The organism is Kitasatospora sp. NPDC001540 (assembly GCF_042894345.1).
Classification (GTDB): domain Bacteria; phylum Actinomycetota; class Actinomycetes; order Streptomycetales; family Streptomycetaceae; genus Kitasatospora; species Kitasatospora phosalacinea_C.
Genome location: NZ_JBIAVO010000005.1, coordinates 90,243 through 109,608, shown reverse-complemented (window position 1 = coordinate 109,608; position 19,366 = coordinate 90,243). Strand labels below are relative to the sequence as shown.

Here is a 19,366-nt window from a genome sequence, read left to right as displayed (position 1 = left end):
CCCGCCATGTCCACGCCGAAAAGCGGAGTGTTTCGTCCCGTTTCGCGGCGACTCGTCCCCCCGTCGTTCGAGGCGTTCGCACGACGGGCCGAGACAGCCCGCCAGCCGATGTGACAGAAGGCCCGTACAAGGGGAAGACTGCACGGCGTGACGTCTCGGAACCCGCGCGACCGTGATGCCCCGCACCCGCCCCACCGCACCGGTGCGACGGTGACCCGTCTGCCCGGAACGGCGGCCGTCGGTCGTGCGGAGGGCACCCCCCCTGCCGCCGCCACCCGCCGCCGGGTCCCCGCGAAGCCGGGACGCGGCCGGGTGCCCGTCCCGGAGGGCTTCCCGGCTCCCTCCGAGCTCGCCCCGCTGGCCCGCCGGATGCTCGCCGACGCCGTCCGCGTCGCCCGCTGGGCCGGTGAGCTCCCCGAGGTCGACAAGCGCGGCGAACTCCTCCCCGAGGACGCCCGCGCCGCCGGGCGCGCCCTCGCGATGACCGTCGGCGCCGCCGCCAACGCCTGGGGCCAGGCCCTGCTGGTCGGCCTGGTCGAGCTCCGCGACGGCGGTGCCGGGCCCGGCTGGCGGCTGCACGCCTGGGAGCACGACGACGAGGCGGTGATCCGCGGCTGGTCCGCGCTGTTCGACGCCTGGACGCTGCTGGCCCCCGTCCCGCCCGCCGCCCTGCGCGGCGTCTTCGCCCAGCTGGCCGGCCAGGCCGTCGACCAGGCCCCCCAGCTGCTGTCCTTCCTGCACCTGGTGGACGGCCCGGTCGCCGACAGCGAACTGCTCGAACTGCTCCGCCGCGGCCTCGACGAGCGCCGCCTGGGCCCCGGCTCCGGCACCTTCCCGCTGTCGCCCGTCCCGCACGCCGCGTTCGCCGTCTCCGCCGTCCGCGGCACCTGCCGCGAGCCGCAGATCGACACCCCGCACTCGCCCGCCGACGTCGCCGCCGTCCTGGACTGGATGCTGGACGGCCTCGCCGCCGTCGGCGCGCTCTCCCGCCGCGACGAGGCCGCCGAGCTCTCCCCGCTCGGCCACTGGGCCGTCCGGGCCAAGCTGGAGGAGATCTGCACCGTCGCGCAGACCGCCGCCGGCCACATCGAGCAGAGCGCCGTCGAACTGCTCAGCGCCTGCGCCGACTACAGCCCCGGCCCGGCCCGCGCCGAGTACCGCGCCTGGGTCGCGGCCCGCCCCGCCGACCGCGCCGTCGTCGAACTCCTCGAAGCCGCCCGCGGCGAGGACGCCCTCGTCCGCGGCCTCGCCTTCGAGGCGCTGCGCGTGGTGGCCGGCTCCACCGCCGAGCAGGGCGTGCGCGCCGCCGTCGACGAGCCCGTACTGCGCCCCTACGCGCTGCTCTGGCTGGCCGAACAGCTGGACGAGGACGGGGTCTCCCCGGCCGACGTGCTCGGCGCGGAGGACGCCGCCTGGCTGTGGGTCGACACCGCCGCCGCCGTGCTCGACCACGGCGAGACCGCGCTGCTGGTCGGCCACGTCGAGGGCGCCTCCGCGGGCGAACCGGTCCGCCTGTTCCACCGCGCCCGCCAGTCCGGCCACCCGCGCGCCGCGAGCGTCCTGACCGCCGTCGCCTCCGTCCACCCCGACCCGGCCGTCGCCCGCGCCGCCCGCCGCAGCGCCTTCTCCGTCCACACCGGCGGCGCGTAGCCGTCCCCGGCAACGAGGAAGCCGCCCTCCCGGAGAACTTCCGGGAGGGCGGCTTCCTCGTTGCGTTCGGCGTCCGGGACTAGCCCCGGTTCTCCGCCCGACGCGCCCGCACCACGCCGACCTTCTCGCCGACCTTGCGGCGGATGACCAGCAGCGGCGCCATCGCGGCCAGCGCGATCTGGGCGACCGCACCGATGTGCATCAGGGTGTCGCCGCCGGGCAGGCCCGCCGCCCAGGAGGCGAGGCAGCCGATGGAGACCACGATCCAGGCGAGCGTCGCGGTGGCGAGCAGGCCCTGCGGCTTCGGGTACTCGATCCGGCTGACCATCAGGTAGGCCACGCCGAAGATCATCAGCAGGCCGGGGACGAACGGCGGGTCGAGCAGCACGATGGCCAGCACGGTCATCGCGCCCATCGGGCAGGGCATGCCCTGGAAGATCCCGGGCCGCATCTTGACCGCCGAGAAGCGGGCCAGGCGCAGCACCACGGCGAGCAGCACGGTCAGCGCGATGAACGCCGAGAGCTGCTGGTTGGTGCCGGGGGAGACCAGGCCCCACACCGCGACGAAGTAGGCCGGCGCGATGCCGAAGCTGATCAGGTCGGCCAGGTTGTCGAGCTCGGCGCCGAGCGCGGAGGAGCGCAGCTTGCGCGCCACCAGGCCGTCGAAGAGGTCGCACATGGAGCCGATCAGCAGCAGCGTCACCGCGGTGGCGGCGCTGTGCTTGACCGGCGCGCCGGACTCGTCGCTGAGGTGCGGGATGAGGATCCCGGTGGTGATCGAGTAGATCGCCAGGAAGCCGCAGACGGCGTTGCCGAGGGTCAGGAAGTCGGCGGTGGACAGGTGCTGGGGGGAGCGGGGGGCCCGCAGTTCGCGGTCCCGGGCCCAGCGGCGGCGGCGGAAGTCGGTCGACTCCTCGCCGTCGTCGAGGTCCATGAGGGTTTCCGGATCAGTCACGGTCAAGGCGAGTCACCCCGGCGGTGGTCTTCTGGCCGACCGTGACGCCGACCTCGACGCCCGCCGGCAGGTAGGTGTCGACGCGGGAGCCGAAGCGGATCAGGCCGACCCGCTCGCCCTGCTCGACCTTGGTGCCGGCGTCCATGTAGGGGACGATGCGACGGGCCACGGCGCCCGCGATCTGCACCATCTCGATGTCGCCGAGTTCGGTGTCGAAGTGCCACACGACGCGCTCGTTGCGGTCGCTGTCCTTGTTGAACGCCGGGACGAACCCACCGGCGATGTGCTCGACGGACGTCACGGTGCCGGCCAGCGGCGCGCGGTTGACGTGGACGTTGAGCGGGCTCATGAAGATCGCGACCCGGGTGCGGCCGTCCGGCCACTCGTCGATGGACTGCACCACGCCGTCCGCCGGGGAGATGACGCGGCCGGCGCCGACCTCGCGCTCGGGGTCGCGGAAGAACCACAGCATGCCAGCGCTCAGGGCGCAGGCGGGCACGGCCGCCAGGGCCCACTTGCCGGAACGCCGGGTGAGGGCGGTCGTCACGGCGGCGGTGGCCAGCGTGGGGACGAACCAGGGGGTGGCGCCGCGCGCGATGGTCACGCGGGGACGGCGACCCTCGGGTCCGGGACCCTGGGAGGAGGTGTGAGGGGACGGGCTGATGGGCATCGAGGACCTTTAGTCGCGGCCCCGCGCGGAGACACTGAATGGCCCCTGGACGGGGGCCACCGCGGGGATCGAGTTGTGTGGACGGCTGCTGTCCGGGTGGATGCTATCGGGACCTGCCCGTATCTGGGCAAGCCGCCTGCTAGCCGGACTACGCCTGCCTGCGGAGTCGAGCACCTGCTATGCATACGACCGTAACCGGAGAGGGCGCGGTTCCCCAAGAGGTCGCGGGTCACGGGTGATTCACGTCTCAGTGACGGCGGAGTGACACGCGGTGCGCGGAGGCGGTCGACCGGCGCGTAGCTGGGGAAACGCGCCGGTCAACCGCCTCGGGCGCCGTTCCCGCCGGTGAATCGGCTGACCGGGCCGGGGCGGGTGCGGCGCGGCGCGGAGGGCGGGCCGCACGCCCACCGTCCGCGCCGGGAGGGGTAGTTCAGTCGGCGAGCCGGTACTCCTCCAGGAGCCGGCGTCCCACGATCATCTTCTGGATCTCCGCCGTACCTTCACCGATCAGCAGCATCGGGGCCTCCCGGTACAGCCGCTCGATCTCGTACTCCTTGGAGAAGCCGTAGCCGCCGTGGATCCGGAAGGAGTCCTCGACGACCTCCTTGCAGTACTCGGAGGCCAGGTACTTGGCCATCCCGGCCTCCAGGTCGTTGCGCTGCCCGCTGTCCTTCTTGCGGGCGGCCATCACCATCATCTGGTGCGCGGCCTCGACCTTGGTGGCCATCTCGGCCAGCTTGAACTGGATCGCCTGGTGCTCGGAGATCTTCTTCCCGAAGGTGACCCGCTGCTGGGCGTACGCGATGCCCAGCTCGAACGCCCGCCGGGCCACCCCGCAGCCGCGCGCGGCCACGTTGACCCGGCCGACCTCGACGCCGTCCATCATCTGGTAGAAGCCCCGGCCCGGGACGCCGCCGAGGATCCGGTCGGCCGGGATCCGGACGTCCTGCAGCACCAACTCGGTGGTGTCGACGCCCTTGTACCCCATCTTCTCGATCTTGCCGGGGACGGTCAGGCCGGGCACCGTCTCGTTCGGCCCGAAGCCGGGGGTCTTCTCGATCAGGAAGGTGGTCATGTTCTTGTACGGGGTGCTGCCGCCCTCGTCGGTCTTGCACAGCACCGCGACGACGCTGGAGGTGCCGCCGTTGGTCAGCCACATCTTCTGGCCGTTCAGGACGTAGAACTCGCCGTCCCTGACGCCCTTGGTGGAGATCGCGGAGACGTCGGAGCCCAGGCCCGGCTCGGACATCGAGAAGGCACCGCGCAGCTCGCCGGCCGCCATCCTGGGCAGGAAGTGGTCCTTCTGCTCCTGGGTGCCGTGCGCGGCGATCATGTGCGCCACGATGAAGTGGGTGTTGACGATGCCGGAGACCGACATCCAGCCGCGGGCGATCTCCTCCACCACCAGGGCGTAGGTCAGCAGCGACTCGCCGAGGCCGCCGTACTCCTCGGGGATGGTCAGCCCGAACAGGCCGAGCTGCTTCATGCCCTCGACGATGGCGGTCGGGTACTCGTCCCGGTGCTCCAGTTCGGTGGCGACCGGGATGATCTCCTTGTCGACGAACTCCCGCACGGTGGCGAGGATGTCCCGCTGGATCTCGGTGAGGCCGTCGGTCTGTGCGAGGCGTCCCATCGTGCGGCTCCGTGAATGCTCGTGAAGGTGAGGGTGAGGGGTTGGGGGGCTCCGCGGCGCGTGGCTGCCGCGGAGCCCCCGGGAACCGGGTAGGAGCCGGGGCGGATGACGGCCGCCCGGCCCGTCCGGGGCTCGGTGGGGCGGTCAGGCGAGCGGCTCGGGGCGGCCGGGCTGCTCGCCGCCGCGCTCCTTCACGTACGTCTCGGTCGGCACCATCACCTTGCGGCGGAAGGTGCAGACGACGGTGCCGTCCTGCTTGTAGCCCTTGGTCTCGACGTACACGATGCCGCGATCCGGCTTCGATGTCATGTGCTTGTCCAGGACCGTGGTCTCGCCGTACAGCGTGTCGCCGTGGAAGGTCGGCGCGACGTGCCGCAGCGACTCGATCTCCAGGTTGGCGATGGCCTTGCCGGAGACGTCCGGGACGGACATGCCGAGCAGCAGCGAGTAGACGTAGTTGCCGACCACGACGTTCTTGCCCTGCACGGTGGTGGTCGCGTAGTTGGCGTCCAGGTGCAGCGGGTGGTGGTTCATGGTGAGCAGGCAGAACAGGTGGTCGTCGTACTCGGTGACGGTCTTCCCGGGCCAGTGCTTGTAGACCGCGCCGACCTCGAACTCCTCGTAAGTGCGTCCGAACTGCATCGCGTCACGCCTCCGCCGTCTTGTCGGAAACGGGCTGTTCGAACTTGGTGGTGCGCTCCAGGCCCGCGGCCCGGCCCTTGCCCGCGATGACCAGGGCCATCTTGCGGCTGGCCTCGTCGATCATCTCGTCGCCGAGCATCGCCGAGCCCTTGGCGCCGCCGGCCTCCGAGGTGCACCAGTCGTACGCGTCGAGGATCAGCTCGGCGTGGTCGTAGTCCTCCTGCGAGGGCGAGTAGATCTCGTTCGCGGCGGCGACCTGGTCCGGGTGCAGCACCCACTTGCCGTCGAAGCCGAGCGCGGCCGAGCGGCGGGCCACCTCGCGGTAGCCCTCCTGGTTGCGGATCTGCAGGTAGGGGCCGTCGATGGCCTGCAGGTCGTTGGCGCGGGCGGCCATCAGGATGCGCATCAGGATGTAGTGGTAGGCGTCGGCGCCGTAGCCGGGCGGCTGCTCGCCGACCACCAGGGACTTCATGTTGATGGAGGCCATGAAGTCGGCCGGGCCGAAGATGATCGTCTCCAGCCGGGGCGAGGCGGCGGCGATCGCGTCGACGTTGACCAGGCCCCTGGCGTTCTCGATCTGCGCCTCGATGCCGATCTTGCCGACCTCCAGGCCGACCGTCTTCTCGATCTGGGTGAGCAGCAGGTCGAGCGCGACCACCTGCTCGGCGTCCTGGACCTTGGGCAGCATGATGCAGTCCAGGTTCTGCCCGGCGCCCTCGACCACGGTGATCACGTCGCGGTAGGTCCAGTGCGTGGTCCAGTCGTTGACCCGGACGACCCGGGTCTTGCCGCCCCAGTCGCCGTTGTTGAGGGCGTCCACGATGTGGTGGCGGGCGCTCTCCTTGACCAGCGGGGCGCAGGCGTCCTCCAGGTCGAGGAAGACCTGGTCGGCGGGCAGGCCCTGGGCCTTCTCCAGGAAGCGCGGGTTGCTGCCCGGCACGGCCAGGCAGGAACGGCGCGGACGGAGGCGGTTGACGGTCATTGAGGGTGTTCCTTCCGGGGTCAGCTGGTCGCGGCGGTGGTCGCGGCCCACGGCTGGAGCCTGTTGGCCAGCCGGATCTCGTCCACGATCCGGCCGATGATGGTGGTGATGCCGAAGTCCTTGGGCGTGAACACGGCGGCCACGCCGGCGGCCCGCAGGACCTCCGCGTCGGCTGCCGGGATGATTCCGCCCACGATCACCGGCACATCCTCCACCCCGGCCCGGCCCAACCGCTGTATGACGTCGGGCACAAGCTCCGGGTGCGCCCCGGAGAGGATGGACAGGCCCACGCAGTGCACGTCCTCGGCGACGGCCGCCGAGACGATCTGCTCGGGCGTCAGGCGGATGCCCTGGTAGACCACTTCGAACCCGGCGTCGCGGGCCCGGACGGCGATCTGCTCGGCGCCGTTGGAGTGCCCGTCCAGGCCGGGCTTGCCGACCAGCAGGCGCAGCTTGCCGGTGCCGAGCTCGGCCGCGGTGGCGGCCACCGCCTCCCGCACCGCGGCCAGCTCGCCGCCCGGCTCGGCCGCGACCGCGACCGGGGCGCCGCCGACGCCGGTGGGCGCCCGGTACTCGCCGAACACCTCGCGCAGCGCGAACGACCACTCGCCGGTGGTGGCACCGGCCCGGGCGCAGGCCAGGGTGGCCTCCATCAGGTTCTCCTCGGTGGCCGCCACCTCCTTCAGCCGGGCCAGCGCGGCCCGCACGGCGGCCTCGTCGCGCCCGGCCCGCCAGGCCTCCAGGTTGGCCAGCACGGAGCGCTCGGACGCCGGGTCGACCACCATGATGGCGGTGTCCAGGTCCGCGGTGAGCGGGCTCTCCTCGGTGCTGTCGAAGCAGTTGACGCCGACGACCTTGTCCTCGCCCGCCTCGATCCGCGCCCGCCGCTCGGCGTGCGAGGCCACCAGGTTGGACTTCAGGTAGCCGGACTCGACGGCCGGGATCACCCCGCCCATCTCCAGCACCTTGGCGATCTCCGCCTCGGCGCCCGCCAGCAGCTCGGCGGTCTTCGCCTCGACCACGTGCGAGCCGTTGAACAGGTCGCCGTACTCCAGCAGGTCCGACTCGTACGCCAGCACCTGCTGGATGCGCAGCGACCACTGCTGGTCCCACGGCCGCGGCAGGCCCAACGCCTCGTTCCAGGCCGGGAGTTGGACGGCGCGGGCGCGGGCGTCCTTGGAGAGCGTGACGGCCAGCATCTCCAGCACGATCCGCTGGACGTTGTTCTCCGGCTGCGCCTCGGTCAGGCCCAGCGAGTTGACCTGCACGCCGTAGCGGAACCGGCGCTGCTTGGCGTCCCGGACGCCGTAGCGCTCCCGGGTGACCTTCTCCCACAGCCGGTTGAAGGCCCGCATCTTGCACATCTCCTCGACGAAGCGGACGCCCGCGTTCACGAAGAAGGAGATCCGGCCGACCACCTCGCCCATCCGCTCGGCCGGGACCTGCCCGGAGTCGCGGACGGCGTCGAGGACGGCGATCGCGGTGCACATCGCGTACGCGATCTCCTGGACGGGCGTCGCCCCGGCCTCCTGCAGGTGGTAGCTGCAGATGTTGATCGGGTTCCACTTCGGCAGGTGCGCCACCGTGTAGGCGATCATGTCGGTGATCAGCCGCACCGACGGGCCGGGCGGGAAGACGTGCGTCCCGCGCGACAGGTACTCCTTGACGATGTCGTTCTGGGTGGTGCCGGTCAGCTCGGCGACGTCCGCGCCCTGCTCCTCGGCGACCACCTGGTACAGCGCCAGCAGCCACATGGCGGTGGCGTTGATGGTCATCGAGGTGTTGGTGCGCTCCAGCGGGATCCCGTCGAACAGGGTCCGCATGTCGCCCAGGTGCCCGACCGGCACGCCGACCCGGCCGACCTCGCCGCGGGCGAGGACGTGGTCGGAGTCGTAGCCGGTCTGGGTCGGCAGGTCGAAGGCCACCGACAGGCCGGTCTGCCCCTTGGCGAGGTTGCGCCGGTACAGCGCGTTGGAGTCGCTCGCGGTGGAGTGCCCGGCGTAGGTGCGCATCAGCCAGGGTCGGTCACGTTCCTGAGCGGCCATCAGACGTTCCTGAAGGCGTTGATCTTGGTGAGGTGCTTCGCCCGCAGCTCGTGGTCGCGCACGCCCAGGCCCTCCTGCGGGGCCAGGCACAGCACGCCGACCTTGCCCTGGTGCTTGTTGTGGTGCACGTCCAGGGCGGCCTGGCCGGTCTCCTCCAGGGAGTAGACCTTGGACAGGGTCGGGTGGATCTTGCCCTTGGCGACCAGGCGGTTGGCCTCGAAGGCCTCGCGGTAGTTGGCGAAGTGCGAGCCGACGATCCGCTTGAGCGACATCCACAGGTAGCGGTTGTCGTACTGGTGCATGTAGCCGGAGGTGGAGGCGCAGGTCACGATGGTGCCGCCCTTGCGGGTGACGTACACCGAGGCGCCGAAGGTCTCCCGGCCCGGGTGCTCGAAGACGATGTCCACGTCCTCGCCGCCGGTGAACTCGCGGATCTTCGAGCCCAGGCGCTTCCACTCGCGCGGGTCCTGGTTCTGCTCGTCCTTCCAGAACCTGTAGCCCTCGGCGGAGCGGTCGATGATCGCCTCGGCGCCCATCGCCCGGCAGATCTCCGCCTTCTGCGGGCTGGAGACCACGCAGATCGGGGTGGCGCCGCCGGCCAGCGCGTACTGGGTGGCGTACGAGCCGAGGCCGCCGCTGGCGCCCCAGATCAGCACGTTGTCGCCCTGCTTCATGCCCGCGCCGTTGCGCGAGACCAGCTGCCGGTAGGCGGTGGAGTTGACCAGGCCCGGGGAGGCGGCCTCCTCCCAGGTCAGGTGCTTGGGCTTGGGCAGCAGCTGGTTGGTCTTCACCAGGGCGATCTGGGCCAGGCCGCCGAAGTTGGTCTCGAAGCCCCAGATCCGCTGCTCCGGGTCCATCATCGTGTCGTTGTGGCCGTCGGGGGACTCCAGCTCGACCGACAGGCAGTGCGCGACGACCTCGTCGCCGGGCTTCCAGGCGTTGACCCCGGCGCCGGTGCGCAGCACCACGCCCGCCAGGTCGGAGCCGAGCACGTGGTACGGCAGGTCGTGGCGCGCGGTCAGCGGCGAGAGGCGGCCGTAGCGCTCCAGGAAGCCGAAGGTGGACACCGGCTCGAAGATCGAGCTCCACACGGTGTTGTAGTTGACCGAGCTGGCCATCACGGCCACCAGGGCCTCGCCCGGGCCGAGTTCGGGCAGCGGCACGTCGTCCAGGTGGAGCGACTTGCGCGGGTCCTTGTCCCGGCTGGCCAGGCCGGCGAACATCTGCTCCTCGTCCTTGTGGAGCGTCACCGCCCGGTAGGACTCGGGCAGCGCCAGGGCGGCGTAGTCGGCGGACGTGGCGTCGCCGCTGAGGATCGCGTCGAGAATTTCCTGCATGGCTGCCTCCGAAGGCGTACCTGTGCGAGGGACACAGGGCGTCTGGGGGAGCCGGGAGCGGACACCGGCTTCGCGTTGAGGGTCTGAGGGTGGTGCTTGGCTGGTGCGACGGGTGGGTGGGTCGCGTGGGTGCTGCTGGTTCTCGCCCCCTCGGTAGGGGACGCCGGAAGACGGCGCGCCGAGGTGGGGAGCCGCGGCGCCGCAGCCGGTGGGAACAAGGTAGTGGCACCCTGTGCCACTCGTAAAGACACGCGGTGCCAAGTTCTGGCGTGAGCAAGGACACGCCGTGCCGACCGGGCCCGGAGTGGCCGAAGGCCCGCCCCCCGGAGAGGGGGGCGGGCCTTCGAAACCGCCGATGATCTGCGAAAATCGCCTGGATTACGCGGAAGTTCGCCCGCTCAGGGCGGCGCGGATGGAATCCACCACCGCCTCCAGCGGTGCGTCCGTCCGGGCGACTGTGATCAGGACCTCACCGCCCGGACTGGCACTCAGTGCGCTCACCGCCTCGGCCTCCCCACCCTCACCACTGGCACCGGGTGCCAGGGCGGCGCCGCGGCGGCGCGCCCCGCTCGGCGGGGTCGGCCAGAACGTCCCCCGGATCACCCCGAAGGAGTGGTCGAGCTGCGCCTCCACGTCGCCGTGCCCGCCCGCCCGCAGCCAGCGCCGCAGCACGTGGTTGTGCGCCGCGACCACCGCCGCCGCCGACACCTCCGCCAGCATCGAGTCGTCGTCCCCGCCGCGCTGCCAGCCCGGCGGCGTCTGCTCGGCCGCGTCGAACCGGCCCAGCAGGTAGCGGGTGAACAGCCGCTCGTACCGGGAGACCACCGCGATCTCCCGCTCGCGCAGCGCCGGGACCTGCCGGATCAGCTGGTAGCGGGCCACCGACATCTCCGGCGTGGAGGCGTACATCCGCAGCACCTCCTTGATGCCGCGGCACACCACGTCCAGCGGGTGCTCCTCGGCGTCGGCGCTGGCCAGCAGGTCCGCCACCCGCACCAGGGTGTCGTCGTGGTCCGGGAAGATCGCCTCCTCCTTCGACCGGAAGTACCGGAAGAAGGTCCGCCGGGCCACCCCGGCCGCGGCCGCGATCTGATCGACCGTCGTCTCCTCGTACCCCTGGGTGGCGAACAGCTCCATCGCCGCGGCGGTCAGGTCCTGGCGCATCTGCAGGCGCTGGGCGGCGGCCCGGCGGCTGCCCGGCCCGGACTCCGTACCCGCGCGCGACTGGTCGGGCCCGGCGGCCGGCGGCTGCGGCGGGGGAGGCGAGGTCTGGCGATCCATGCCCGGAACGCTACACGCACCCGGTGCGCCACCGGCCGGCCTGCCCCGCCGCACCGGCGCCACCGGCGGCGCCACGGCGGGCCGCGGCCACCGCGCGGAGACCGCGCCCGCGCCCCAAGGGGGCTGCGCCGCAGGCGGGTTGACCCCGCCGAGGGGCGACGGACGGGCCCCCGGAGCGGGCACCGGACGGCCGGTCATCGCCGTGCGTGGTCACGGAAACCACGCCCCGTCTTGCGCCCCAGGCACCCCGCCGCGACCAGGTGCTCCAGCAGCGGCGCCGCCGCCAGCCCCGGCTCCCGGAACTCCTGGTGCAGCACCTGCTCGATGGTCAGCGACACGTCCAGCCCCACCACGTCCAGCAGCTCGAACGGCCCCATCGGGTAGCCGCAGCCCAGCTTCATCGCGGTGTCGATGTCGTCCACCGTCGCGTAGTGCTCCTGCAGCATCCGCACCGCGTCGTTCAGGTACGGGAACAGCAGCGCGTTCACGATGAAACCGGCCCGGTCGCCGCACTCCACCGGGTGCTTGCGCACCTTCGCGCACAGCTCCAGCACGGTGGCCGTGACGTCCTCGGCGGTCAGCACCGTGGAGACCACCTCCACCAGCTTCATCGCGGGCGCCGGGTTGAAGAAGTGCATCCCCACCACGTCCCGCGGCCGGGAGGTCGCCGTCGCGCAGGAGATCACCGGCAGCGAGGAGGTGGTGGTGGCCAGCACCGCGCCCGGCTTGACCAGCTCGTCCAGGGCGGCGAACAGCTCGCGCTTGACCGCCAGGTCCTCCGCCACCGCCTCCACCACCAGGTCGACCTCCGCCAGGTCCCGGTACGAGCCGGTCGGCGTCACCAGGGCCAGCGCCGCGTCCCTGGCCTGCTCCGACAGGCGGCCCCTGGCCACCGAGCGCTCCAGCGACCGGGCCAGCTGCGCCTTCGCCCGCTCCGCCTTCTCCTGGCTGCGGGCCGCCAGCAGCACCGGGAAGCCCGCCTTCGCGAACACCTCCACGATGCCGGTCGCCATCGTCCCGCTGCCGCACACGCCGATGCTGCGCACCTCGCGCCCGGCCGCCCGCGGCCGCGCGTCCGCCCGCGCCTCCGGCACCACCTTCGAGGAGCCCGGCGCCTCGTACGCGTAGAAGCCGCGGCCCGACTTGCGGCCCAGCAGGCCCGCCGCGACCAGCTGCCCCAGGATCGGCGCCGGGGCGTGCAGCCGGTCCTTGGACTGCGCGTACATCGCCTCCAGCACCGTGCGGGCGGTGTCGATCCCGATCAGGTCCAGCAGCGCCAGCGGGCCCATCGGCAGGCCGCAGCCCAGCCGCATCGCCGCGTCGATGTCCTCCCGGGTCGCGTACCGGGACTCGAACATCGCCGCCGCCTGGTTCAGGTACGCGAACAGCAGGCCGTTGGCGATGAACCCCGCCCGGTCGCCCGCCGCCACCGGCTCCTTGCCCAGGTCGCGCGCCAACTCGGCGACCCCCTCGGCCACCTGGGGGTCCGTCAGCACCGTGCGGACCACCTCCACCAGGCGCATCGTGTGCACCGGGTTGAAGAAGTGCACGCCCAGCACCCGCTCCGGCCGGGAGGTGGCCGCCGCGATCCGGGTCACGCTCAGCGCCGTCGTCCCGGTCGCCAGCACCGTCTCCGGCGGGCAGATCCGGTCCAGCTCGGCGAAGAGCGAACGCTTCAGCTCCAGGTCCTCCGGGACCTCCTCGACCACCAGGTCGGCCCGCGCCGCCGCGGTCAGGTCGTCGCCGACCTCGATCAGCGCCAGCAGCGCCGCCCGCTCCTCGGCCTCCAGCCGCCCGCGCTCCACCGCCCGCGCGGTCGACGCCTCGATCCGGTCCAGCGCCCGCAGCGCCTGCGTCGGACCGGCCTCCACGCCGATCACCCGACGCCCGCTGCGCGCGAGGGCCACGGCCACCCCGGCACCCATGGTGCCCAGGCCGACCACGGCAACGGTGGGGAAGGGACGCTCCATAGTCCAGACTCCTTGTCATGGGCCCGCGCCGCGGCCCCCGCCAGCGCCCGGCCGCGACAGCGCGAACCCGGACGGAGGGTGTGACGGGGGAGGGTGTGCCGACGGCACGGGAGAAACGGGAACGGAAGAACCGAAGGAAGAACAGCGGCGCCCCGCGGTACGGACCGGTCCGCTCCGGTTCCGTCCAGGGGGCATTGCCGTGGTGCTCAGGCGCTCCGACCAGATCATGAAGCGACGCCGACGCGCACACAGGAGAAGAGAACGCGGCATGCCGGTGCGGCTCCCGAGGCCCGGCGCTGGCGCGTGCCGACACTGTAGCCCAGCTACCGGCGGGTAGGAAGGGGGGAACGCGGCACGCCGGTCCGTCGACGGACCCATACTGTGGCCGCAGCTGCCGAAGGAGGACACCATGGCTGTCATGACGACTGAGCGCCCGCAGATGGAACTCGAGCAGTTCAGGGGGATCGCCATAGCGGCCGAACGGGAGGACGTGGTGCTCGAGTTCATCAACGGCAGGATCGGAGTCAAGCCGGTGCCCGACGGCGACCACGGCGAAATCATCCGCTGGGTTTCGAAGCGCTGCATGCAGTACCGCCCGGATCTGTGGCTGTACGCGGAGCAGGGGTTGCGGGTCGACCGCTACCGGGGCGGGCACGCCAAGCCTGACGGCGCGCTCGCCAGGGACGGGGCCTTCGCCGGACAGGGCGAGTGGGCCGACCCCGAGCAGGTGCTGATGGTGGTGGAGGTGACGTCCTACGACTCCGACACCCACCAGCGGGACCGGGTCGAGAAGCCCGTGGCGTATGCCGAGGCCGGGATTCCGGTGTACCTGCTGATCGACCGTGACGCGGGTGCGGTGACGGTCCACAGCGAGCCGAACGAGGGCCGCTACGAGAGCATCGCGACGCTGGCCTACGGCCACGAGGTCGTCCTGCCCGACCCGATCGGTGTCACCCTCGACACCGAGGAGCTCAAGCGCTACGCGCGCTGAAACGCCGAACGGCCCGCCCGGAGTGCTCCGGGCGGGCCGTTCGCGCGTGGTGCGCCGGTCGGTGCGTCAGTGCGCCATGACCGGGACGGCGTCCTCGGCCTCGACGCCCTCCGCGTGGTGCTCCGGCTTGCCGGCGTTGATCAGGACGCCCGCGGTGACGCCCGCCAGCAGCAGGATGCCGAAGGCCGCCCAGATCGCGACGGAGTAGGAGTGCACCTGCGCCTGGAGGCCGAACAGCGCCGGGTCGGTGGCGGTGGCCGCGTGGGCCTTGGCCCACGAGGTGCCCGCGCTGTGCGCGACGGTGCTCAGCAGTGCGGTGCCGATCGCGCCGCCGACCTGCTGCGAGGTGTTGACCATCGCCGAGGCGACACCGGCGTCCCGCGGCTGGACGCCGTAGGTGGCCAGGCTCATCGCGGGCATGAACGCGGTGCCCATGCCGAGGCCCATCAGGACCAGGCCCGGCAGGATCTGCCAGTACGAGGTGTTGACCTCGATCTGGGTCAGGATCAGCAGGCCGAGCGAGGCGACCACGAAACCGGGCGCCATCAGGTACCGGGCCGGGACCCGGGTCATCAGGCGGGCGCCGATCTGGGTGGAGCCGGTGACCATGCCGGCCACCATCGGGAGGAAGGCGAAGCCGTTGACCAGCGGCTTGTAGCCCAGCACGTCCTGCATGTAGAGGGTGAGGAACAGGAACAGGCCGAACATGCCGATCACGGCCATGCCGAGCGAGAGGTAGACACCGCCGCGGTTGCGGTCGGCGACCACGCGCAGCGGCAGCAGCGGGGCCTTGACCCGGCCCTCGACGACCACGAACGCGATCAGCAGCACGGCGGCGGCGACGAACAGGCCGATGGTGCTGGTGTCGCCCCAGCCCTTCTGCTCGGCCCGGGTGAAGCCGTAGACCAGGGAGACCAGGCCGAGGGTGACCAGCAGCACGCCCGGGATGTCCAGGCGGTTGCGGTTGAGGCCGACCGCGGGCTCGCGGATGACCAGGACCGCGCCGGCGATGGCGACCGCGGCGAACGGGATGTTGACGTAGAAGGTCCAGCGCCAGTTCAGGTACTCGGTGAGGGCGCCGCCCAGGATCAGACCGATCGCACCGCCACCGCCGGCCACGGCGCCGTAGATGCCGAACGCCTTGGCGCGCTCCTTGCCGTCGGTGAACATCACGGCGAGCAGCGACAGCGCGGCGGGCGCCAGCAGCGCGCCGAACACGCCCTGCAGGGCGCGGGCGCCGAGCAGCATCGCGGTGTTGGCGGCGGCGCCGCCCAGTGCGGAGGCCGCGGCGAAGCCGACCAGGCCGACCATGAAGGTCCGGCGGCGCCCCCACAGGTCCGCGACGCGACCGCCGAACAGCAGCAGGCCGCCGAAGGCCAGGGCGTAGGCGGTGATCACCCACTGGGTGGTGCTGTCGGCGAAGCCGAGGCTCTTCTTGGCGTCGGGGAGCGCGATGTTCACCACGGTCGCGTCGAGGACGACCATCAGTTGGGCGAGGGCGATGAAGACGAGTGCCTTCCACCGGCGCGGGTCCGGCTGGAGGGTGTCAGACATGGAGGTACCCACTTGTGTGTGCGAGGGCGTACGACGGAATGCGTGCGGGACCGCGGCCCGTGGCGGGGCGTCCCGCGGTGAGGTCTGGTGAGGGGCGCGTTGTCGCCCCGGGTGCCTTGCGTGTCAGGCGGAGCGGGGCGTGAGGTCCTCCAGGGTCGCGGCACGGCCGGGCAGCGCGGACGGCGCGGGAGCCCGCAGGCCGTCCAGCAGCAACTGCAGGTGACGCCGGACGTGCGGGTCCAGGTCGAGGCAGCCGAAGCCGGGGAGCGGTCGGGTGAGCTGGGCCATGGCGACCACGATGTCGCCGGCTCCGACGTCGGTGCGGAGCAGGCCGTCGGCCTGGGCGCGCGCGACCAGGTCCTCGGTGACCTGCTTCATCTCGGCGCGCGCTTCGGCGAGTTCGGGCTCTTCGCGGTCGATCGTGTCGGAGAGCAGCGGGCAGAGCGCGCCGATCCGCTCCTCGGCCGCGGCGTGCACGAAGCGGCTGAACGCCGCGAAGGAGTCGGGCTCCTCCGCGAGGGCCGCGTGCGCGTGCGCCACGATCCGCTCCATCACGGCGATGGAGACCTGCTGGATCAGGGTCTGGCGGTCGGCGAAGTTCCGGTACAGCGTGGCGTTGCCGACCCCGGCCCGGCGGGCGATCTCGTCCAGCGAGGCCATCGCCCCGTGCTCGACGAAGGCCTCCCGGGCCGCGGCGACGATCCGGGCCCGGTTGCGGGCCGCGTCCGCGCGCCGGACGGGAGCGGCGATGGTGACGACGGTCATGCTGCGCTCCCTTCGAGCGGCGGGGTCCCGGTCTTTTCTACCGGTTCCTACCGGGGATCGTCTCCCCGTTTTGTTGCGGACAGATGACTAAACGGGGAACTGCTCCCCGGAAATTTCGTCATTCCATGTGACCTGCGTCACGTTCGCGCCGTCACGGACGGGTGACCTCCCGGCGCGTTCCCCCGGACGCCGCGAAACCCCTGGTCAGGATGGGTCCATGAGCACCGCCAAGCCACGCGCCGACCGCGCCGCCGAGGCCCGGGTGACCGCCACCCGGATCGAGGCCGAGGGCGTCGACGGAGTGATCGTCAGCTGGGTCGACAACGCGGGCGTCACCCGGGTCAAGACCGTCCCCGTCCGCGCCCTCGAACCCGCCGCCCGCTGGGGCGTCGGCGCCGCCCCCTGCTTCGACGCCTTCCTGGTCGACGACTCGCTCGCCCCCTCCGGCGGCCCCACCGGCGACCTGCGCCTCGTCCCCGACCTCGCCGGCCTGCACCGCCTCGCCGCCCAACCCGGCTGGGCCTGGGCCCCCGGCGACCGCTGGACCCAGCACGGCGACCCCCACCCCGGCTGCCAGCGCCACTTCGCCCGCCGCACCGCCGACGCGCTCGCCGACCGCGGCCTGACCGTCCGCGCCGGCATCGAGGTGGAGTGGACCGTCGACGGCGGGGAACCCGGCCCCGCCTACGGCATGCGCCGCCTGATCGGCAACAGCGACTACCTGCGCGACCTGCTGCGCGCCCTGCGCGAACAGGAACTCACCGTCCTCCAGCTCCACCCCGAGTACACCGAGGGCCAGTACGAACTCTCCCTCGCCCCCACCGGCCCGGTCGAGGCCGCCGACACCGCCCTGCTGGTGCGGCACACCGTCCAGGCCGTCTCGCTGCGGCACGGACTGCGCGCCAGCTTCGCCCCCGTCACCGCCCCCGGCGGCGTCGGCAACGGCGGCCACCTGCACCTCAGCCTGTGGCGCGACGGCCGCAACCTCGGCCACGGCGGCACCGGACCGCACGGCCTCACCCGGGAGGCCGAGGCCTTCCTGGCCGGGGTGCTCGCCGAACTGCCCGCCCTGCTCGCCCTCGGCGCCCCGTCCGTCGCCAGCTACCTGCGGCTGGCCCCCGGCCGCTGGTCCGGGCCGTACCGCTGCTGGGGCCTGGAGAACCGGGAGGCCGCGCTCCGCCTGATCACCGGCTCCGCGCCCGAGCAGGCCAACGCCGAGGTCAAGTGCTTCGACGCCGCCGCCAACCCCTACCTCGCCGTCGGCGGCGTCCTCGCCGCGGGCCTGGCCGGCCTCGACGGCGCCCTCCACCTGCCCCCCGAGACCACCGGCGACCCCGGCGACCCCGACGCCCCCGGCGGCGGCGCCGAACGCCTCCCCGCCACCCTCGACCAGGCCGTCGACGCCCTGCGCGCGTCCGAGGCGCTGCGCACCGCCCTGGGCGAGCCGCTCTGGCGGGCCGTCCTCGACGTCCGGGAGGCCGAGATCGCCCGCTTCGCCGGACTGAGCGACGAGCAGCTCGTCGAGGCCGTCCGCTACCGCTACTGACCCCGACGGGCCGTCAGCGCGCCTCCAGCGCCGACCAGGCCGGCGACAGCGCCACCGCCTCCACCTGCTCCCGGGTCAGCAGGGCCTCGTGGCCCTCCGGGCCGAACGCGGTGGCGCGCAGCAGCAGTCCGTCCGGCCGCAGCACCGCCACCACCGTCTCGGTCGCACCCTGCGCGTCCGGGACGGGCCGGTCGGCCGCCGTGCGGACCCGGCTGCCGTCGGGGCGCACCGACGCCTGCGCGAACCAGCCGCGCGTCACCTGGTCGGCCTTCGCGACCTGCACCATCAGGTTCACCTCCCGGGTGCCGTCGTCGAGCACCACCAACTGCTCGGACCAGGTGCCCGAGTAGCTCCTGACCTTCAGGCCGGTCGGTACCAGGTCGGTCAGCTTGACGTCCGGCGCGCGGGCGTCCGGCGGCACCTGGACCAGCGTCTCCCGCACGGAGCGCCAGGCCGGGGCCGCGGCGATGGCGGTCAGCTGCTCCGCGCTCAGCAGCGACTCCGGGCCGGGCGCCGGACCGCCGTCGGGCGCGGTCTCGGCGGAGGAGTGGACGACGACCCGGAGCCCGCCCGGGCCCTCCCGCCGCACGTCGCGGAAGGCCGGCCCGCCCGAGGCGCCGGACGAGGGCGGGAGCCAGGTGTTGACGACCGTCGTGCCGCCGTCGGCGTCGGGCGCCTGGTGGCACGTCCGGCCCGCGACCTGCCCGGTGGGGCAGCCGCCCGCGGGCTTCACCCACCTCGTGTCGGTGACCGACACCGTCAGCCCGCTCCGGCCGTGCCCGTTGTCCACCAGCAGGTACGCCACCGCCTCGCCGGCCGGGACGGTGCCCGGCCCGTGCGTCGAACCGGACGAGGAGAGGATCCGCACCCCCGGCGGCAGCAGCCGGCCCACCACCGACACCGTGTGCGGCTCCTCCGGCAGCGCCGCGTCCGCCGCCCCCTGCCCGTCCGCCCCGGACGCCCCGGCCGAGGGCGGCACCGGGGCGGTACCGGACGCGGCCGGGCCGACGGCCGGCGCGGGGCGCCCGTCCGGCTGCGCGATCGCGGTGAGCGCGCCCACCGCCAGCACCAGCGCGGCCGCCCCCGACACCAGGGAGAGCTGCCCGCGCCGCCGACGGCGGCCCCGGACGGCCCCCGCCTCGACCAGCCGCGGAGTGTCGGCGAGGAACCGCTCGCCGGTCTCGCGGAAGGCCCGCACCAGGCCCTCCTCGGCGCCGCGTCCGGGCCCGCTGCCCCGGAGGTCGCCGTGCGCGTCGTCGTGGTCGAACCGTGCGGACATGCGCCATCACCGTCTCTGCTTGGTGGAGTTGGGGAAGTCGAAGGGGGGAGAGCGGGCGGGGCCCGC

General features: G+C 72.9%; 15 protein-coding genes. 3 read left to right on the top strand and 12 right to left on the bottom strand.

The features are described from left to right. The first annotated feature begins 312 nt into the window (after window positions 1–312). Window positions 313–1,650: a hypothetical protein gene (locus ACFY00_RS08935; protein WP_388028823.1), complete on the top strand. Its 1,338-nt coding sequence runs from the start codon at window positions 313–315 to the stop codon at window positions 1,648–1,650. Window positions 1,651–1,729: 79 nt separating this feature from the next. Here the strand turns inward: ACFY00_RS08935 and ACFY00_RS08930 are convergent, their stop codons facing one another. From ACFY00_RS08930 to ACFY00_RS08890, 9 genes are all read right to left on the bottom strand, one after another. After that, a complete protein-coding gene (locus ACFY00_RS08930; protein WP_285735273.1) occupies window positions 1,730–2,584 on the bottom strand; it encodes a phosphatidylcholine/phosphatidylserine synthase in 855 nt (284 codons plus the stop codon). A gap of 13 nt (window positions 2,585–2,597) precedes the next feature. Beyond that, complete coding sequence (locus ACFY00_RS08925) at window positions 2,598–3,275, bottom strand: phosphatidylserine decarboxylase (protein ID WP_388028820.1); 678 nt, start codon at window positions 3,273–3,275, stop codon at window positions 2,598–2,600. A gap of 430 nt (window positions 3,276–3,705) precedes the next feature. Continuing rightward, window positions 3,706–4,908 carry an acyl-CoA dehydrogenase family protein gene (locus ACFY00_RS08920; RefSeq protein ID WP_388028818.1) on the bottom strand — a complete coding sequence of 401 codons (1,203 nt, stop codon included), beginning with the start codon at window positions 4,906–4,908 and terminating at the stop codon, window positions 3,706–3,708. Window positions 4,909–5,052: 144 nt separating this feature from the next. Continuing rightward, window positions 5,053–5,550, bottom strand: a complete 498-nt coding sequence (locus ACFY00_RS08915) for a MaoC family dehydratase (protein ID WP_033220377.1) — start codon at window positions 5,548–5,550, stop codon at window positions 5,053–5,055. Between the two features lie 4 nt (window positions 5,551–5,554). After that, the gene (locus ACFY00_RS08910) at window positions 5,555–6,532 is read right to left on the bottom strand and encodes an HpcH/HpaI aldolase/citrate lyase family protein (RefSeq protein WP_388028815.1); all 978 of its coding nucleotides are present in this window, start codon (window positions 6,530–6,532) and stop codon (window positions 5,555–5,557) included. Window positions 6,533–6,552: 20 nt separating this feature from the next. After that, a complete protein-coding gene (locus ACFY00_RS08905) occupies window positions 6,553–8,577 on the bottom strand; it encodes a protein meaA (protein ID WP_388028813.1) in 2,025 nt (674 codons plus the stop codon). Continuing rightward, complete coding sequence (ccrA, locus tag ACFY00_RS08900; protein ID WP_388028811.1) at window positions 8,577–9,914, bottom strand: crotonyl-CoA carboxylase/reductase; 1,338 nt, start codon at window positions 9,912–9,914, stop codon at window positions 8,577–8,579. Before ccrA ends, ACFY00_RS08905 begins: the two co-directional genes overlap by 1 nt. Before the next feature lie 378 nt (window positions 9,915–10,292). Then, window positions 10,293–11,195: a TetR family transcriptional regulator gene (locus tag ACFY00_RS08895; RefSeq protein WP_388028808.1), complete on the bottom strand. Its 903-nt coding sequence runs from the start codon at window positions 11,193–11,195 to the stop codon at window positions 10,293–10,295. A gap of 194 nt (window positions 11,196–11,389) precedes the next feature. Beyond that, window positions 11,390–13,165 carry a 3-hydroxyacyl-CoA dehydrogenase family protein gene (locus ACFY00_RS08890; protein ID WP_388028806.1) on the bottom strand — a complete coding sequence of 592 codons (1,776 nt, stop codon included), beginning with the start codon at window positions 13,163–13,165 and terminating at the stop codon, window positions 11,390–11,392. 409 nt (window positions 13,166–13,574) lie between these two features. Between ACFY00_RS08890 and ACFY00_RS08885 the strand changes: the two genes are divergently transcribed. Continuing rightward, window positions 13,575–14,156, top strand: coding sequence for a Uma2 family endonuclease (locus ACFY00_RS08885; RefSeq protein WP_388028803.1), 582 nt, complete (start codon window positions 13,575–13,577; stop codon window positions 14,154–14,156). A 66-nt stretch (window positions 14,157–14,222) separates the two neighbouring features. Here ACFY00_RS08885 and ACFY00_RS08880 read toward each other — a convergent pair whose 3' ends face one another. Beyond that, entirely contained in the window at window positions 14,223–15,710 is a 1,488-nt protein-coding gene (locus ACFY00_RS08880) for an MFS transporter (RefSeq protein ID WP_388028802.1), read from the bottom strand. Window positions 15,711–15,833: 123 nt separating this feature from the next. Beyond that, the gene (locus ACFY00_RS08875) at window positions 15,834–16,475 is read right to left on the bottom strand and encodes a TetR/AcrR family transcriptional regulator (RefSeq protein ID WP_388028800.1); all 642 of its coding nucleotides are present in this window, start codon (window positions 16,473–16,475) and stop codon (window positions 15,834–15,836) included. Window positions 16,476–16,692: 217 nt separating this feature from the next. Between ACFY00_RS08875 and ACFY00_RS08870 the strand changes: the two genes are divergently transcribed. After that, window positions 16,693–18,021, top strand: a complete 1,329-nt coding sequence (locus ACFY00_RS08870) for a glutamine synthetase (RefSeq protein ID WP_388028798.1) — start codon at window positions 16,693–16,695, stop codon at window positions 18,019–18,021. A gap of 13 nt (window positions 18,022–18,034) precedes the next feature. Here ACFY00_RS08870 and ACFY00_RS08865 read toward each other — a convergent pair whose 3' ends face one another. After that, window positions 18,035–19,300: a hypothetical protein gene (locus ACFY00_RS08865; RefSeq protein WP_388028796.1), complete on the bottom strand. Its 1,266-nt coding sequence runs from the start codon at window positions 19,298–19,300 to the stop codon at window positions 18,035–18,037. Window positions 19,301–19,366 lie beyond the last annotated feature (66 nt).

Bases quoted from the DNA above. Each gene is read 5' to 3' on its own strand.
- ACFY00_RS08890 (WP_388028806.1), bottom strand. From the start codon at position 13,165: ATGGAGCGTCCCTTCCCCACCGTTGCCGTGGTCGGCCTGGGCACCATG.
- ACFY00_RS08880 (WP_388028802.1), bottom strand. From the start codon at position 15,710: ATGTCTGACACCCTCCAGCCGGACCCGCGCCGGTGGAAGGCACTCGTC.
- ACFY00_RS08905 (WP_388028813.1), bottom strand. From the start codon at position 8,577: ATGGCCGCTCAGGAACGTGACCGACCCTGGCTGATGCGCACCTACGCC.
- ccrA (WP_388028811.1), bottom strand. From the start codon at position 9,914: ATGCAGGAAATTCTCGACGCGATCCTCAGCGGCGACGCCACGTCCGCC.
- ACFY00_RS08875 (WP_388028800.1), bottom strand. From the start codon at position 16,475: ATGACCGTCGTCACCATCGCCGCTCCCGTCCGGCGCGCGGACGCGGCC.
- ACFY00_RS08920 (WP_388028818.1), bottom strand. From the start codon at position 4,908: ATGGGACGCCTCGCACAGACCGACGGCCTCACCGAGATCCAGCGGGAC.
- ACFY00_RS08930 (WP_285735273.1), bottom strand. From the start codon at position 2,584: ATGGACCTCGACGACGGCGAGGAGTCGACCGACTTCCGCCGCCGCCGC.
- ACFY00_RS08895 (WP_388028808.1), bottom strand. From the start codon at position 11,195: ATGGATCGCCAGACCTCGCCTCCCCCGCCGCAGCCGCCGGCCGCCGGG.
- ACFY00_RS08870 (WP_388028798.1), top strand. From the start codon at position 16,693: ATGAGCACCGCCAAGCCACGCGCCGACCGCGCCGCCGAGGCCCGGGTG.
- ACFY00_RS08865 (WP_388028796.1), bottom strand. From the start codon at position 19,300: ATGTCCGCACGGTTCGACCACGACGACGCGCACGGCGACCTCCGGGGC.
- ACFY00_RS08925 (WP_388028820.1), bottom strand. From the start codon at position 3,275: ATGCCCATCAGCCCGTCCCCTCACACCTCCTCCCAGGGTCCCGGACCC.
- ACFY00_RS08915 (WP_033220377.1), bottom strand. From the start codon at position 5,550: ATGCAGTTCGGACGCACTTACGAGGAGTTCGAGGTCGGCGCGGTCTAC.
- ACFY00_RS08910 (WP_388028815.1), bottom strand. From the start codon at position 6,532: ATGACCGTCAACCGCCTCCGTCCGCGCCGTTCCTGCCTGGCCGTGCCG.
- ACFY00_RS08885 (WP_388028803.1), top strand. From the start codon at position 13,575: ATGGCTGTCATGACGACTGAGCGCCCGCAGATGGAACTCGAGCAGTTC.